At 47.3% G+C, this 18,748-nt stretch carries 1 protein-coding gene (running past one end of the window); it reads right to left on the reverse strand.

From position 1 onward, the window contains the following. Window positions 1–47 precede the first annotated feature (47 nt). On the reverse strand, window positions 48–18,748 hold the 3' portion of the coding sequence (locus IPZ59_RS00860; protein WP_236138003.1) for a PKD-like domain-containing protein. It continues 10,117 nt past the right edge of the window; only the last 18,701 of its 28,818 coding nucleotides appear in the window; its start codon lies off the right edge, out of view; the stop codon is at window positions 48–50.

An 18,748-nucleotide genomic window follows, 5' to 3' on the forward strand; every position in this document is an offset into this window, starting at 1 on the left:
TGCTGCACTCCAAGTTACTGTTCCGAAGTTGGTGGCCGTAGCTCCGCTTAGGTATAGCTGCTGCCTGCTGCAATTACCGCATCAGGGCCTGCATTCGATGTGGCCAGTCTGTACAAGGTCAGCACCATCGTGTCTGTTGCTGTTCCTCCTGCACCCGTTACCGTGATCGTCAACTGTACCTGTCCGCTTTCAAAGTCTGCAGCACTTGGCGTGTAAACAGCGTTGATCGCTGTCACATCATCAAAGCTTCCGCTGCCGCTTGTGCTCCACTGTACCGTGCCGTTCACTGCCGTAGCTCCTGCCAACGTGTAGCTTACTTCATCTATACACAATTCATCATCAGCGCCTGCATTCGCAGCAGGATTCTCGCTGATCGTCAAGATCATCGTATCCACTGCATCACCGCAAGTACCAAGACCTGTTGCTGTCAAGGTTAATTCTACCGTGGCTACTCCACCTGTAAAGGTCAAGGAACCTAGGTCTGGCGTATACGTCGCATTCAGCGCGTTCGCATTGTTGAACGTACCGCTTGCTGCACTCCAGGTAACTGTTCCGAAGTTGGTGGCTGTTGCTCCACTCAATGTGAAGCTGCCGCCTGCTGCAATTACCGCATCAGGACCTGCATTCGATGTGGCCAGTCTGTACAAGGTCAGCACCATCGTGTCTGTTGCTGTTCCTCCTGCACCCGTTACCATGATCGTCAACTGTACCTGTCCGCTTTCGAAGTCTGCAGCACTTGGCGTGTATACAGCGTTGATCGCTGTTACATCGTCAAAGCTTCCGCTGCCACTTGTGCTCCACTGCACCGTGCCGTTCACTGCCGTAGCTCCTGCCAACGTGTAGCTCACTTCATCTATACACAATTCATCATCAGCGCCTGCATTCGCAGCAGGATTCTCGCTGATCGTCAAGATCATCGTATCCACTGCATCACCGCAAGTACCCAATCCTGAAGCTGTCAGTGTAAGCGTTACTGTCGCTTCACCGTTGACAAACGTCAAGGCTGTTAAATCAGGAGTGAATGTAGGGTTCAACGCGTTCGCATTGTTGAATGTACCGCTTGCTGCACTCCAGGTTACTGTTCCGAAGTTGGTGGCTGTTGCTCCACTCAATGTGAAGCTGCCGCCTGCTGCAATTACCGCATCAGGACCTGCATTCGATGTGGCCAGTCTGTACAAGGTCAGCACCATCGTATCTGTTGCTGTTCCTCCTGCGCCCGTTACCGTGATCGTCAACTGTACCTGTCCGCTTTCAAAGTCTGCAGCACTTGGCGTGTAAACAGCATTGATCGCTGTCACATCGTCAAAGCTTCCGCTGCCGCTTGTGCTCCACTGTACTGTGCCGTTCACTGCCGTAGCACCTGCCAACGTGTAGCTCACTTCATCTATACACAATTCATCATCAGCGCCCGCATTCGCAGCAGGATTCTCGCTGATCGTCAAGATCATCGTATCTACCGCATCACCGCAAGTACCCAGACCTGTTGCTGTCAAGGTTAATTCTACCGTAGCAACTCCACCTGTAAAGGTCAAGGAACCTAGGTCTGGCGTATACGTCGCATTCAACGCATTCGCATTGTTGAACGTACCGCTTGCTGCACTCCAAGTTACTGTTCCGAAGTTGGTGGCTGTTGCTCCACTCAATGTGAAGCTGCTGCCTGCTGCAATTACTGCATCAGGTCCGGCATTCGATGTGGCCAGTCTGTACAAGGTCAGCACCATCGTATCTGTAGCCGTTCCTCCTGCGCCCGTTACCGTGATCGTCAACTGTACCTGTCCGCTTTCAAAGTCTGCAGCACTTGGCGTGTAAACAGCATTGATCGCTGTCACATCATCAAAGCTTCCGCTGCCACTTGTGCTCCACTGTACCGTGCCGTTCACTGCCGTAGCACCTGCCAACGTGTAGCTCACTTCATCTATACACAATTCATCATCAGCGCCCGCATTGGCAGCTGGATTCTCGCTGATCGTCAAGATCATCGTATCCACTGCATCACCGCAAGTTCCCAATCCTGAAGCTGTTAGTGTAAGCGTTACTGTCGCTTCACCGTTAACAAACGTCAAGGCTGTTAAGTCAGGAGTGAATGTAGGGTTCAACGCGTTCGCATTGTTGAACGTGCCACTTGCTGCACTCCAGGTCAAGCCTGCAAAGTTACTTGCAGTTGCTCCTGATAATGTATAGCTGCTGCCTGCTGCAATTACCGCATCAGGGCCTGCATTCGATGTGGCCAGTCTGTACAAGGTCAGCACCATCGTATCTGTTGCTGTTCCTCCTGCTCCTGTAACCGTGATCGTCAACTGTACCTGTCCGCTTTCGAAGTCTGCAGCACTTGGCGTGTACACAGCGTTGATCGCTGTTACATCGTCAAAGCTTCCGCTGCCGCTTGTGCTCCACTGTACCGTGCCGTTCACTGCCGTAGCTCCTGCCAACGTGTAGCTCACTTCATCTATACACAATTCATCATCAGCGCCCGCATTCGCAGCAGGATTCTCGCTGATCGTCAAGATCATCGTATCTACCGCATCACCGCAAGTGCCCAATCCTGAAGCTGTCAGTGTAAGCGTTACTGTCGCTTCACCGTTGACAAACGTCAAGGCTGTTAAATCAGGAGTGAATGTAGGGTTCAACGCGTTCGCATTGTTGAACGTACCGCTTGCTGCACTCCAGGTTACTGTTCCGAAGTTGGTAGCCGTAGCTCCGCTTAGGGTATAGCTGCCGCCTGCTGCAATTACTGCATCAGGACCTGCATTCGATGTGGCCAGTCTGTACAAGGTCAGCACCATCGTATCTGTTGCTGTTCCACCTGCTCCTGTCACCGTAATGGTCAACTGTACCTGTCCACTTTCGAAGTCTGCAGCACTTGGCGTGTACACAGCGTTGATCGCTGTCACATCATCAAAGCTTCCGCTGCCGCTTGTGCTCCACTGTACCGTGCCGTTCACTGCCGTAGCTCCTGCTAACGTGTAGCTTACTTCATCTATACACAATTCATCATCAGCGCCTGCATTCGCAGCAGGATTCTCGCTGATCGTCAAGATCATCGTATCTACCGCATCACCGCAAGTACCAAGACCTGTTGCTGTTAAGGTCAATTCTACCGTGGCTACTCCACCTGTGAAGGTCAAGGAACCTAGGTCTGGCGTATACGTCGCATTCAACGCATTCGCATTGTTGAACGTACCGCTAGCTGCACTCCAGGTTACTGTTCCGAAGTTCGTAGCCGTAGCTCCGCTCAATGTGAAGCTGCTGCCTGCTACGATTACCGCATCAGGGCCGGCATTCGATGTGGCCAGTCTGTACAAGGTCAGCACCATCGTGTCTGTTGCTGTTCCTCCTGCTCCTGTCACCGTGATCGTCAACTGTACCTGTCCGCTTTCGAAGTCTGCAGCACTTGGCGTGTAAACAGCATTGATCGCTGTCACATCGTCAAAGCTACCGCTGCCGCTTGTGCTCCACTGTACCGTGCCGTTCACTGCCGTAGCACCTGCCAACGTGTAGCTCACTTCATCTATACACAATTCATCATCAGCGCCCGCATTCGCAGCAGGATTCTCGCTGATCGTCAAGATCATCGTATCCACTGCATCACCGCAAGTTCCCAATCCTGAAGCTGTTAGTGTAAGCGTTACTGTCGCTTCACCGTTAACAAACGTCAAGGCTGTTAAGTCAGGAGTGAATGTAGGGTTCAACGCGTTCGCATTGTTGAACGTGCCACTTGCTGCACTCCAGGTCAAGCCTGCAAAGTTGCTTGCAGTTGCTCCTGATAATGTATAGCTGCTGCCTGCTGCAATTACCGCATCAGGTCCGGCATTCGATGTGGCCAGTCTGTACAAGGTCAGCACCATCGTATCTGTTGCTGTTCCTCCTGCTCCTGTCACCGTAATGGTCAACTGTACCTGTCCGCTTTCAAAGTCTGCAGCACTTGGCGTGTACACAGCGTTGATCGCTGTTACATCGTCAAAGCTTCCGCTGCCGCTTGTGCTCCACTGTACCGTGCCGTTCACTGCCGTAGCACCTGCCAACGTGTAGCTCACTTCATCTATACACAATTCATCATCAGCGCCTGCATTCGCAGCAGGATTCTCACTGATCGTCAAGATCATCGTATCCACTGCATCACCGCAAGTACCCAGACCTGTTGCTGTCAAGGTTAATTCTACCGTAGCAACTCCACCTGTAAAGGTCAAGGAACCTAGGTCTGGCGTATACGTCGCATTCAACGCATTCGCATTGTTGAACGTACCGCTTGCTGCACTCCAAGTTACTGTTCCGAAGTTGGTGGCTGTTGCTCCTGATAGGGTATAGCTGCTGCCTGCTGCGATTACCGCATCAGGTCCGGCATTCGATGTGGCCAGTCTGTACAAGGTCAGCACCATCGTATCTGTAGCCGTTCCTCCTGCGCCCGTTACCGTGATCGTCAACTGTACCTGTCCGCTTTCAAAGTCTGCAGCACTTGGCGTGTAAACAGCATTGATCGCTGTTACATCGTCAAAGCTTCCGCTGCCACTTGTGCTCCACTGTACCGTGCCGTTCACTGCCGTAGCACCTGCCAACGTGTAGCTCACTTCATCTATACACAATTCATCATCAGCGCCCGCATTCGCAGCTGGATTCTCGCTGATCGTCAAGATCATCGTATCCACTGCATCACCGCAAGTTCCAAGACCTGTTGCTGTTAAGGTTAATTCTACCGTGGCTACTCCACCTGTAAAGGTCAAGGAACCTAGGTCTGGCGTATACGTCGCATTCAACGCATTCGCATTGTTGAACGTACCGCTTGCTGCACTCCAAGTTACTGTTCCGAAGTTGGTAGCCGTAGCTCCTGATAATGTGAAGCTGCTGCCTGCTGCAATTACAGCATCAGGGCCTGCATTCGACGTGGCCAGTCTGTACAAGGTCAGCACCATCGTGTCTGTTGCTGTTCCACCTGCTCCTGTAACCGTGATCGTCAACTGTACCTGTCCGCTTTCAAAGTCTGCAGCACTTGGCGTGTACACAGCGTTGATCGCTGTTACATCGTCAAAGCTTCCGCTGCCGCTTGTGCTCCACTGTACCGTGCCGTTCACTGCCGTAGCTCCTGCCAACGTGTAGCTCACTTCATCTATACACAATTCATCATCAGCGCCTGCATTGGCTGCTGGGTTCTCGCTGATCGTCAAGATCATCGTATCCACTGCATCACCGCAAGTACCAAGACCTGTTGCTGTTAAGGTCAATTCTATCGTGGCTACTCCACCTGCAAAGGTCAAGGAACCTAGGTCTGGCGTATACGTCGCATTCAACGCGTTCGCATTGTTGAACGTGCCACTTGCTGCACTCCAGGTAACTGTTCCGAAGTTCGTAGCTGTTGCTCCACTCAATGTGAAGCTGCTGCCTGCTGCAATTACCGCATCAGGGCCTGCATTCGATGTGGCCAGTCTGTACAAGGTCAGCACCATCGTGTCTGTTGCTGTTCCTCCTGCTCCTGTCACCGTGATCGTCAACTGTACCTGTCCGCTTTCGAAGTCTGCAGCACTTGGCGTGTAAACAGCGTTGATCGCTGTTACATCATCAAAGCTTCCGCTGCCACTTGTGCTCCACTGTACCGTGCCGTTCACTGCCGTAGCACCTGCCAACGTGTAGCTCACTTCATCTATACACAATTCATCATCAGCGCCCGCATTGGCTGCTGGATTCTCGCTGATCGTCAAGATCATCGTATCCACTGCATCACCGCAAGTTCCCAATCCTGAAGCTGTCAGTGTAAGCGTTACTGTCGCTTCACCGTTGACAAACGTCAAGGCTGTTAAATCAGGAGTGAATGTAGGATTCAACGCATTCGCATTGTTGAACGTACCGCTTGCTGCACTCCAAGTTACTGTTCCGAAGTTGGTGGCTGTTGCTCCGCTTAGGGTATAGCTGCTGCCTGCTGCAATTACCGCATTAGGTCCGGCATTCGATGTGGCCAGTCTGTACAAGGTCAGCACCATCGTGTCTGTTGCTGTTCCTCCTGCACCCGTTACCGTGATCGTCAACTGTACCTGTCCGCTTTCGAAGTCTGCAGCACTTGGCGTATAAACAGCATTGATCGCTGTTACATCATCAAAGCTTCCGCTGCCACTTGTGCTCCACTGTACCGTGCCGTTCACTGCCGTAGCACCTGCCAACGTGTAGCTCACTTCATCTATACACAATTCATCATCAGCGCCCGCATTGGCTGCTGGATTCTCGCTGATCGTCAAGATCATCGTATCCACTGCATCACCGCAAGTACCAAGACCTGTTGCTGTCAAGGTCAATTCTATCGTGGCTACTCCACCTGTAAAGGTCAAGGAACCTAGGTCTGGCGTATACGTCGCATTCAACGCATTCGCATTGTTGAACGTGCCACTTGCTGCACTCCAAGTTACTGTTCCGAAGTTGGTGGCTGTTGCTCCACTCAATGTGAAGCTGCTGCCTGCTGCGATTACCGCATCAGGTCCGGCATTCGATGTGGCAGCTCTGAAAAGTCTTAAGACAAAGCTATCCGAAACAGGCGTACAACCACCTGAAGTAGAAATTGTAAGCGTTACTTGCCCTGACTCATAATCAGATGCGCTTGGCGTGTAGATTGCATCAAGTGCGGTTATATTATCAAATGTACCTGAACCAGACGTACTCCAAATCACTGTAGTGCTTGAAGTTCCATTCAATTGAATGAATCCATTTGGTAAAGAACATAAATCTTCTCCTGTTGAGCCAGCAGATACAGTTTCCGCCGCAGGCTGCCCTATTGTTATGTTGCTGAGCGTTGTCTCACAGCCGTTCGCATCTCTCACAGTCACACTGTACGTGCCCGCTCCGATACCTGTCAAATCCTGGGTAGATAAACCGTTGCTCCACTGATACGTGTACGGCGCTGTGCCTCCTGTAACCGTGATGTCGATCGAACCGTCCAATGATCCGAAGCAGCTCGCATCTGTTTGTGTGGTGACCGTTGCAGACAGAGCCTCTGCAGGTTCGGTAATCGTCACTTCAACCGTCGCCGTGTTGCTGTTTGCATCCGTAACCGTTACCGTATAGGTACCGGCAGTCAGACCCGCGAAGGTATTGGCCGTAGGTACCGTGCCGCCTGTGATACTGTAGGTATATGGCGCAACTCCGCCTGATGCAAGCACCGTAATACTGCCATCACTACCTTCAAAACAGCTCACATTCGTACTGCTTACCAAACTCAACACCAAGCCAGCCGGCTCCGTAATGTTGAACGACACATCAAAGCTACAGCCGTTATTGTCTGTAACTCTAACCGTGTAAGCTCCCGCTGAAAGGCCTCCGAAGACTCCTGTTCCGTTGGATGTGCCTGCACCTAAAAGTGTGTAAGTAATCGGTGCGGTACCGCCAACAGCAGTAACCGTCACAGATCCGTTGCTTCCTCCAGCAACCGTAACCATATTGATAGTGGTCACAGAGGCGGTAAGCGTACTGTTGCTATTCGTAATGTTGAATGTCGTCTCTGCACCGCAGCCGTCACCGTTTGTGAACACTGCCGTATAGAAGCCCGCTCCCAATCCTGTGATCTCAAGGGCCGTTCCGCCTGTGATTGCAATAGCTGCTCCACCGTTCAAGCTCACCGTTCCGTCTCCACTTGATATCAAGGTCACAGAACCGACACTTGCATTACACTCTGTATTTTCTGTCGCAGTCACTGTCAGCGTTTCCGCCGCAGGCTGTCCTATTGTTATGTTGCTGAGCGTTGTCTCACAACCATTCGCATCTCTCACAGTCACACTGTACGTGCCCGCTCCGATACCTGTCAAATCCTGGGTAGATAAACCGTTGCTCCACTGATACGTGTACGGCGCTGTGCCTCCTGTAACCGTGATGTCGATCGAACCGTCCAATGATCCGAAGCAGCTCGCATCTGTTTGTGTGGTGACCGTTGCAGACAGAGCCTCTGCAGGTTCGGTAATCGTCACTTCAACCGTCGCCGTATTGCTGTTTGCATCCGTAACCGTTACCGTATAGGTACCGGCAGTCAGAGCCGCGAAGGTATTGGCCGTAGGTACCGTGCCGCCTGTGATACTGTAGGTATATGGCGCAACTCCGCCTGATGCAAGCACCGTAATACTGCCATCACTGCCTTCAAAACAGCTCACATTCGTACTGCTTACCAAACTCAACACCAAGCCAGCCGGCTCCGTAATGTTGAACGACACATCAAAGCTACAGCCGTTATTGTCTGTAACTCTAACCGTGTAAGCTCCCGCTGAAAGGTCTCCGAAGACTCCTGTTCCGTTGGATGTGCCTGCACCTAAAAGTGTGTAAGTAATCGGTGCGGTACCGCCAACAGCAGCAACCGTCACAGATCCGTTGCTTCCCCCAGCAACCGTAACCATATTGATAGTGGTCACAGAGGCGGTAAGCGTACTGTTTGTATTTATAATGTTAAAGCCTATCTCTCCTACACATATTCCTTCTGAAACAGCAGTATAGAAGCCCGCAGAAAGACCAGTAAAGGTACTGCCGGATGCTTGGGTAACCCCGTTTACCGAAATGTCACTGCCGTCAGAGGATGTCAACACCACACTACCAACAGTTGCATTACATTCCGTATTCACAATTGATGAAGCTGTTATTGTCACAACATCAGGTGCAGACAATGTATAGGTAGGACTCGCCAACGTACAACCATTCGCATCGCGGATGGTGACTGTGTATGCTCCCGCACCTACATTTATCAGGTTGGATCCAGACTGTCCATTGCTCCACACATAGGTATATGGACCAGTACCGCCCGAAACTGTCAACACAATACCGCCGTCAGTACCACCAAAACAGGTAGGATTGGAAAGAGTTGCATCGTCTATCGCTAGGGAGGATAAGGCACCTGTAATCAAAACAGGAACTAAATTAGATTCACAACCATTTGCATCTATGGTTCTGAATAAATAGTTACCTGGTGCAAGATTCGAAATAACCGAACCACTTGGTATGAAAGCTCCTCCGTCTAAGGAATAGCTGTAGGCATAAGCACCTGTGCCACCCATAGCACTGATACGGACCACAGCATCATTCTCTCCAAAACAAGTCTCATTACTTACGCTAATCAAGGAAGTGAGCAATGGATTTGGCACACTCAAGGTTATGGCGACAGTGAAGCTACAGCCATTAGAGTCTGTAACCAACACATTGTAATTACCCGCAGGAAGATCTTCAAACACACCCGTGGCATTGGATTCACCAGTTTCTAAAATTCTAAATGTATAGTCTCCGGAACCACCTGTAGTTCCAATGGTAAATGAACCATCTACCTGACCTGCGCAAGAAATATTTTCAAATACATCTACAAAAGCTTCGAGGTCACTATTGGTATTGATGACATTAAAGCTTACCTCTTCGCTACAACCAGTAGCAGTACTAAATACAGCCGTATAGAAACCTGCATTTAAGTTGCTGAATGTGGCACTTAAAGTACCCTCAGTAACCGTTGCTGATTGACCTGCAACGGTAATAGTACCGGCAGAACTCACAGTGAAAGTAACAGAACCTTCAGATGCATTACATACCGTATTAACGATCGTATCAACATCTATGAACGTAGTACAAACAGGGGTAGGTTCAGTATTATTTTGTGGACCAGTTCCATCAGGATCTGGATCAAATCCATTTTGTGAAGTATCCGTGACTTCGAAACCATTAAATTCGGCAGAAGCCAAAACATTGCTTTCATACGTTCCTGTTAAGCTCGGTTCTAGGTCAACAACTACGAATAAATCTTTCTCTTCTCCGATCTCCAATTCATTTATTGGATTGCTCAACAATCGTATGTCAGAATCTCCATTAAAAGCTCCATTGACAATCAAAGAATCAGAAGTCACACTGACTACATCAAAATTACCTGCCCCGTAGGCATTTACCATATCAAAATTAATCTGCACCTTTTCTAAAGGTGTATTACCGAAGTTTTTTACCCGGATTTGATAGGTAGCTCGGAAGGTTGTGGCAGGAGCTGCATTTCTAACGACTGATACCAATTCTTTGGCTACCCCAATTTTAGGATCACCGTTTTCTACTGTTACCACCAAGAAGAATGGAGGGGAAGGACAATTGGTCGGAGCTGGCCCAAAAGGTTGTATGGTGTAGGTAATTGCACCATCTGCAGGACCCACATTCACCAAAATATCATCAATCAATGCTCCTGATCCCGAGGCTGTAAAGCCAGTTACTGTACCAATAGTATTTACTGCTGTCCAGGTATAAGTGGTACCTGGAACATTGGAAGTTATGGTATAACCGACATTTTCCCCGCTCAAAATAGTTTTGGTAGAATTGGATGTAACTATCGGAGTTGGATTAACTGTGATCGTAAATGTCTCTGCAGGTCCTTCACAACCCCCATCGAAACGAGGCGTCACCGTGATTTCTCCAACTATTGGAAGAGCTCCAAAATTCACCGCATTGAAAGAGATATTGCCGGAACCAGTTGCCGCCAATCCAATACTTGGGTTGTTATTCACCCAAGTATAAGTAGTCAAACCACCCGTTCTATCCGTCGTAAAATTAACTTGGGTTAAGTCATTCCCACAAACTTCAATATCTGCCACTGGATCTACCTGAGCGGTAGGGTTTACTGTAATCGTAAATGTCTCGCTTCTACTATTGTCAAAGCAGGAAACTCCATCATTTTCAAACACAGGAGTTACTGTAATAGTAGCCGAAATAGGCGCAGTCCCCGTGTTAACAGCATCAAATGTAAATGTCGCAGTACCATTGTTGCCTCCATCAGAAATACTTCCGGAAGCTGCTAAGCCTATTGCTGTATTGTCATTTAACCAATTGTATGTAGTTGCTCCTCCTGTATTATTGGTTGTGAAGCTGATAGTTGTTTCTTCGTCATTACATACTGTTTGATCTGCAGGATCATTGACCTGACCCCATGGATTGACCGTAATAGTAAAGGTATCCGATGCACCTGGACAACTCACTCCATCATTGGTAAAGGTTGGTGTAACTGTAATCGTCGCAACGATCGGTGCAGTTCCTGTATTAATAGCATTAAATAACGGAACATTTCCGGATCCAGAAGCAGCCAGTCCAATTCCAGGTGTATTATTTACCCATTCATACGTAACTGTACCCCCTGTATTGGTAGTACCAAATCCTGGAATACTTACATCTTCTGCGGCATTACAAACAACGGCATCTGTTGGTACTACTACAGTTGCACTTGGATTCACAGTGATGTCCACATTGATAGGGTCGCCTGCACAGTCTCCAATAAATGGAGTCACTACATATCGAACCACTCCGGGCGAAGTGCCTGAATTGACCAATGTTTGAACAATTTCGCTGAGCGTACCAGCCGTATGGTTAGTAAACCCTGTGATAGCACCTCCTGTTGGAGCCGTCTGAACCGCTGCCGTCCAACGATAGAACACTGCGGATGTTCCTGTAGAAACGGTGCTCAGTACAATTCCTGTATCATCTCCAGTACAGATAGTCTCATTGGCTGGAGTGGCTTCAACTTTTGGTGTCGGGTTCAGCGTAACTGTTACCGTAAAGTCTTCTCCAACGCAGCTTCCTGATGTTGGTGTTACCGTATAGACAACTGTCTGAACTGCATCAGTATCATTTGTTAAAGTACCAGAAATATTACTACCTGAGCCATCCACTTCACCCGTAACATTCGCATTAGGAGTTACTATCCATGAATAGGTAGTTCCTAATGGTACAATATCTCCTCCTACGCCATTGGTAGGAGTAATGGTAAATGTTCCATCATCACAAATTTCAGCAGTTTTATCAGCAATCTCCGGAGTTGGATTAACTGTAACAACTATAGTAAATGGCTGTCCTACACATGAACCGTCAGTTCCTGAAGTCGGGGTGACAGTATATGTAATCGTCTGGACAACATTAGTTGTATTTCTCAAAGTCTGAGAAATCTGGGTAATCCCAGCCGCTGCACTTGCACTTGCTCCCGTTATATTTGGATTCGTTGAAATGGTCCAGGTATACGTGGTATTCGCTGGGACAATATCTCCTCCTACACCATTTTCAGGATTAATGGTGAATGCATCATTAGAACAAATCTCTGCTGTTTTATTGGCAACTTCCGGGGTTGGGTTGACCGTTACGGTCAAATCAAAGACAGGGCCTACACAACCTTGTGCAGAAATTGGTGTAACTTCATACGTTAGGCTTTGAGCAACATTGGTAGTATTTCTTAAAGTTTGAGAAATGGATGCTTGGGCTGTTGCTTGCGTACCCTGACCAGTAATGTTTGCATTATTGGTTTTTACTGTCCAAGTATAAGTTGTTCCAGCCGGAACAATATTTCCTCCACCATTAACAGGAGTAAAGATGAAGGCAGAGTTAGAACAAGATTCCGTATTACTATCCTGTACAAATGGCTTAGGATTCACCGTGACAGTAACATCAAATGGTAATCCGACACAATTTCCCTGTTCGCCTGAAGTCGGTGTCAATCGATAAACAATTGTTTGAACCGTATTGGTAAGATTGGTAAGCGTTTGTTCAAATGTCAATTGACCAACAGCCTGTCCTTCTTGACCGGTAAGGTTGGCATTGTTTGTTTGTATAACCCAAGTATAGGTAGTATTGGCTGGTACGATATCCCCTGAAGAACCACTCTGATCGATTGGCGTGAGAGAAACCGTGCCTTCTGAACAAATTGCCGCAGGTGCTTTTGGTGCAATCTCTGGTGTAGGATTTACAGTAACCGTAACAGTGAAGGTTTCCCCATCGCAAGTACCTGATCTTGGAGTGACTGTATACACTACTTCTTGTGGTACAGGTGTCAGGTTACGCAAAGTTTGTCCAATGCTAGCCTGAGGAGTTGCAACATTACTTTGTCCGGTAACATTGGCATTGGCTGCTACTGTCCAAGTATAGGTTGTACCTACTGGAACAATATCATCGTTGGATGTGCCGCCGTCTTGAACAGGTGTCACAGAGAAGCCTGTATTAGAGCAGGTTTCCAAAGCTACGTTGGCAATTCTTGGTCTAGGATTGACCGTTACTGTGATATCAAATGTCTCACCAACGCAAGAGCCTGCTGCTCCCGACGTTGGGGTAACTCTATAGACAATTGTTTGAACTGTATTCGTGGTATTGTCAAGAGTTTGTGTAAATGAAGACTGATCAGTACCGCTTGTTTGTCCCGTCAAATTTATATTGTCCGTTAGGATCGTCCATGTATAGGTCGTACCCGCCGGTACAATATCACCCCCAACGCCATTGGTTGGAGTGACGTTGATCAAACCATCGTCACAGACTGTGACTGTCTTATCGACAATTTGAGGAGTAGGGTCCACCGTAATGGTAAAAGTCGTAGGTGTTCCTACACAACTTACACCACTATTGGTATAGGTTGGTGTGACTGTAATGGTAGCTGTAATAGGAATATTTGTGGTGTTGGTAGCTGTAAAGCTTGGGATACCGGTCACATTTCCTCCACTATTGGCAGCAAGACCAATTGCTGTGTTGTTATTCGTCCAGGTATAGGTGGTAGTCCCATCAGTTCTACTTGTACCAAAGGTGACCTCATTAGTTGCTGCAGCTTCACAGAGCGTTTGATTTGCTATAGTATTTACCTGACCACTTGGATTAACAGTAATAGTAAATGTCTTGCTTGGTCCAGGACATGATTGCCCACCATTGGTAAATGTTGGTGTCACCGTAACTGTTCCTGTAAGCTGTGCATTGCTTGTATTCAATGCTGTGAAAGAAATATTACCTGTTCCACTAGCTGCTATACCAATGGCGTCCCCCACATAGGTCCATGCATAGGTCGTAGTTCCACCAGTATTTCCTGTAGAGAAGTTCACATTGGTTGGCTGATTATGGCAGACAACTCGGTCAATAATATCATTTACTTGACCAAGTGGATTAATGGTAATAGTGAAGTTCCTTGCCGGTCCAGTACAACTTACTCCGTCTTTGGTGTAAGTCATGGTAACAGATACAGTTCTTGAGGTTGGTGCAGTACCTATATTAATCGCAGTGAATGCAGGAAGGTTACCCGTTCCGCTATTGGCCGGAAGACCTATGGTTGTTCCATTAGTGACCGACCAATTGTAAGTCACATTGTCGAAATCAGTCTGACTGGTGGTAAATACTGTCTCAGGAACTGATGCGTCATGACAATGCACTTGTGCAACTGGCTGATTAGCAATTCCATTTGGCAACACTTGTACATCCACAAACTGAGCAGGGCCTGTACACGCTCCAATGGCCGGTGTCACTGTATATCTGACCACCGCTGGCGCATTAGAAGTATTGGTAATGACCTGACCAGTCGGTGCTCCACTACCACTTGAGGTAAATGTAGCAGTTCCAGATTGTATGGCTGCAGTCCAAGTGTAGGTTACACCTGGAGTGGTGCCTGTAATTGTAGTAGCAAGTCCAATATTCGTGGTGCTGCCAGAACAAATAGTAGCTGCATTATTCGTAATCGATACATTTGGTGTAGGCTGAACAGTCACTGTCACTGTAAATGACCCACCTGTACAAGAGCCTACTCCTACCCCACCAACAGGTGTCACTGTATAAACTACTTGTTGGGCAGTTAATGAATTATTGGTAAGTGTTTGAGAAATGGTTGACTGCGGTTCAGTTTCATTACTTTCCCCAGTCACATTCGGATTGTCAACAACCGTCCAAGTGTAGGTTGTGCCTGCAGGCACTACATCTCCGCCCACTCCGTTAACAGGAGTTACGGTAAAGCTTGTTTCGTTACAAATGGTGGTTGTTTTGGCAGCAATCGTTGGAACCGGATTTACTGTAATTGTAAAGACCTCTGGGTTACCAAACCCTGTAACCCCATTATTGGTAAATTCAGGAGTGACAGTAATCGTAGCCACTCTTGCAACACTAGTAGGATTAACCGCAGTGAAGGAACCAATATTTCCAGTTCCTGATGCAGCCAAACCTATAGAAGAATTAGAGTTAACCCAATTAAAGGTAGTACCAGGAACAGACGTTCCAAATACGACTGCATTTGTGCCTTCATTTGCACAAAGTTCTTGACTGGTTACAGGAAGAACGTCAGGGGTAGGGTTAACTGTCACAGTGAAAGTGAAGTCATCTCCCTGGCAACTCGTTGGCGCTGGACCAGATGGTGAAATGGTGTAGGTTACGGTCAATGGAATATTGGATGAATTAACCAACACATCATTGATACTATTCCCAGAAGAAGATGCTGTATTTCCAGTAACTGACCCAGAAGCGACCGAAGTCCAAGTAAAGGTTGTTCCTGGAACATCTGCTGTAATGATATATGCTACATCATCCCCATCTCGGATGGTTTTGGAATTAGCTGAAGTAACTACAGGCACTGGGTTGACTACTACCTGCACTGCATTTGAAATCTCTGTACATTCATTTGGTCCAATAGGACTAGGACTACCACCTGTTACTGTCAATGTTGATGTGGCTACCCTTCTAAACCAAGTGGTTTGAGAGAGGATATCTGTAGTAAAGTTTTGTCCCGTACCACCTGAAATGTCACTAAATCCAGCAACAGCACTTGTAGTGCTAGCCTGCCATTGATAGGAAATTGCTCCTCCATTTGGAGAGCTTGCAACAGTACCAGTAAGGTTGATTGTAGGTTGACTAACAGGGCCTTCATTTTCACATACCTCTGAAAGGTTGCTAGAGATAACCCCAGGGGTTAAACTGTTCACCGTCACCGTTACCACTCTGGAGAAACCTGTTTCGCAGGCATTTCCAGGAGCTGTAACAAATACTCTGTAACGTGTATTCGCAGAAAGCGCTGGTGTAGTGTAAGTAGTAGCCGTAGCACCAGTAATGTTAATCCAGCTGTCAGTACCAAATCCATTTTCTCGCTGCCACTGATACACAGGACCAGGAGTACCTCCTGTACCTGCTACCTCCATGGTAAAATTATCACCAGCACAAATCAATCCATCTTGTGGCTGTGTAACAATTACCGGATCAGAGACAATTTCATAAGTGACGACGGAAGAAGTCACAGTAGTACAAGCAATTCCCCCGATAACAGGTGTAACGATTACTCTGAATTCGTAAGTACCCAAACCTGTTATTCCTGAGACTATAAGTTCTTCTGTTGTTGCTCCAGCATACACAGCTCCAAGTGGATTGTCATTGGTTACATTTTCCCAAACACCTCCTGATAAAATCTGCCACTGATAGGTGTAGCTAATCAAGTCCCCACCAGCAAAGCCTGGTTCCATGACTACTGTGAAGGTATTTTCATTGAACTCAATATCGGACTCACAGGCCGAAGATCGCAAAGCAATTGGTTGTTCTATGATTGTCGGAACAAATACACCTACTACCTCAGATGTAGCCTGATCACAGCCTAAACCAGCTTGTGTTACTACAAATCTATAGAAGGTATTTTCAATCAAGGCCGCAGTTTCGTAGGACAATTCAAAAATATCTCCATCAACAAGAGTTGGATTTACTTGTATGCCTCCCTCAGGAAATTCAGTCAATCGCGTAAAGACTCCATCAATAGCATCCGAAAACTCTACCCAGTAGCGGGTTTCACCAGCTCCACCTTCCACTGTAGCTGTCAAGATGGTCGTTTCACCAGCACAGATATTAATAGATTCTGGCTGATCAGTAAAAATTGCATCACATGCTACCGTAAAGGTTATAGGATCCGAAACCACAGTATCACAACCTCTACCAGTTGCGCTTACTGTTACTCGAACTTCTCCTTCTCCTCCATTAATTGTGCAATCCGAAAACTCTGCTCCTTCAAATAAATCTGTCAACTTGATATAGCGCCAAGCATATCCTCCAGCAAAATCCCCGTCTAGGTAGGTTGTCATACCCACAATCGCATAACCCGCAGGAGCCAATTGAGTAGTCTGAATGGTACCTCCTAAACCTCCAATGCCATCAAGCAAGGTATTGTTGCTATTCGAATTTCCTGCTAATATTTGTGATATTGGCTTGGAACGTCCTTGAAGCAAGTCAATTCCACAACCAATTCTATTACTAAATCCTACCAATGCAGTATTCGACGCTGCTGTTACAGATTCCGTACGTGTACCAGAAGCTATTCCATTGCTGCAGGTGACATCCTGCCCTGCTCCCCATGTACCATCTTGGTTGATTTGACGACATTCAAGCGTAAAGGAAGAAATTACATCTTCTCCATAAAGGTTGCCTATTTGAGCTGTATAACCTACTGCAACCATTCCCGTAGGACAGTCACAAGAAGGTGCTACAAATGCAGGTCTAGGACAAGGAGCTTGAATTGATTTCACTTGAGCAGGTAATATACCTCCATCAGGTTCTCCCACAGAAATAACTGTCCAATCATCTACTCCAGGGCCAGTTCGTTGCTCCCACACATAGGTAAGGAAAGGAGTACCACCCGTTGCATTTACAGTTAAAATTGGCTTGGCATCTTCATCAGCACAGAACTCAGTAGGCGTAATGGTAACAGAAGAAATTATCGGATCTTCTACCACAAACACGTTGATACATGGCGAGATATATGGAGTGGTACAAACTGGATCAATGCCATTACCAGGGTCTCCTATGTCAGTAATGATATAGCGATATCGAGTGGTTGTTGTTAAACTTGGTGTAGTATAGGTTGTACCCGTTGCTCCAGGGATATCAGTCCAGTTTCCATCGCACGCTGCATCACTTACTTGCCACTGATAACTGTAAAAACCAGTTCCTCCAAATGGAGTAAATGACATAGGCTGATCCCCTCCTTCACAAATCTGGAAATTACCAGGGGCGGCAGAAGCAAGTGGCGCCAGATTGACTATCGTTGTTTCATTTCGCTTAGGTGTACAATCAGGTCCATTAGATATGTTCCAGCTTAACACATAGGTGCCAGGTACTAGATCAACGAAAGCACCAGCTACACTACCTCTTGCTATAGCCTCAGGATTAGAAGGTTCTAAAAGTGATTGGTTGATAGGGTTTACAAAAACTACGCTATCGATGCCACTTGGTCCACTTACAAATTCCCAAGTTCCTTCACCGACACTTGGTAAATTACCATTTAATGCAAAGGAAGAAGCATTACAGAAAGGACCATAGGTTCCTGCCAACGGATCAGTTGGTTCGGCCCATAACCTGATTTCAATCTCATCTTCGGTAGCACTGCACCCAGAGCCCGCAGAAATCACCCACTTAATTCGATAGGTAGAAGGTTCCCCGAAGTTGGTGAAACCAGAAGCTACCACCGTAGGACTGTTGACATCGTCAAATGTGATAGTAGACGGTCCACTGACAAACTCCCAAGTACCTATTTCACCTGGTCCAGGAGTATTAGCCTCTAAAGTTATTGAATTGTCAAATGGAGGTTCGGTAATAGGAAAACTACAAATATCCAAAAACTTGGAGTTAGTTTTGGCTTGTGTCACGGTAGTTAAGGCCGTCAAGGTAACGTCAGCCGTAGAAACACCACAAATACCACCATTGCTCACTGTCCAACGGAATACGTATGTTCCTGGTACCAAAACAACTACATTAGTCGTAAGATTATTCGGTGTCACCAATTGGGCATTGGTAGGTCCAGAAACTTGGGACCATTGTCCTGTTCCGACTGTCGGAGCAATTGCAGCAAGCGTAACATTGTTAAATAGACAAACAGATACTTCATCCTCAACCACTACAGCAGTAGAAGGTGGGTTATTTACTTGAACAGTTACCTCATCAAAGTTTTGGCAATCCCCTGTACCTACTGTCCATCTAAACACATATGTACCTGCAGCGACAGGTGAAAAAGTTGCATTTGAAAGTGACT

Source organism: Mongoliitalea daihaiensis (genome assembly GCF_021596945.1).
Lineage (GTDB): Bacteria > Bacteroidota > Bacteroidia > Cytophagales > Cyclobacteriaceae > Mongoliitalea > Mongoliitalea daihaiensis.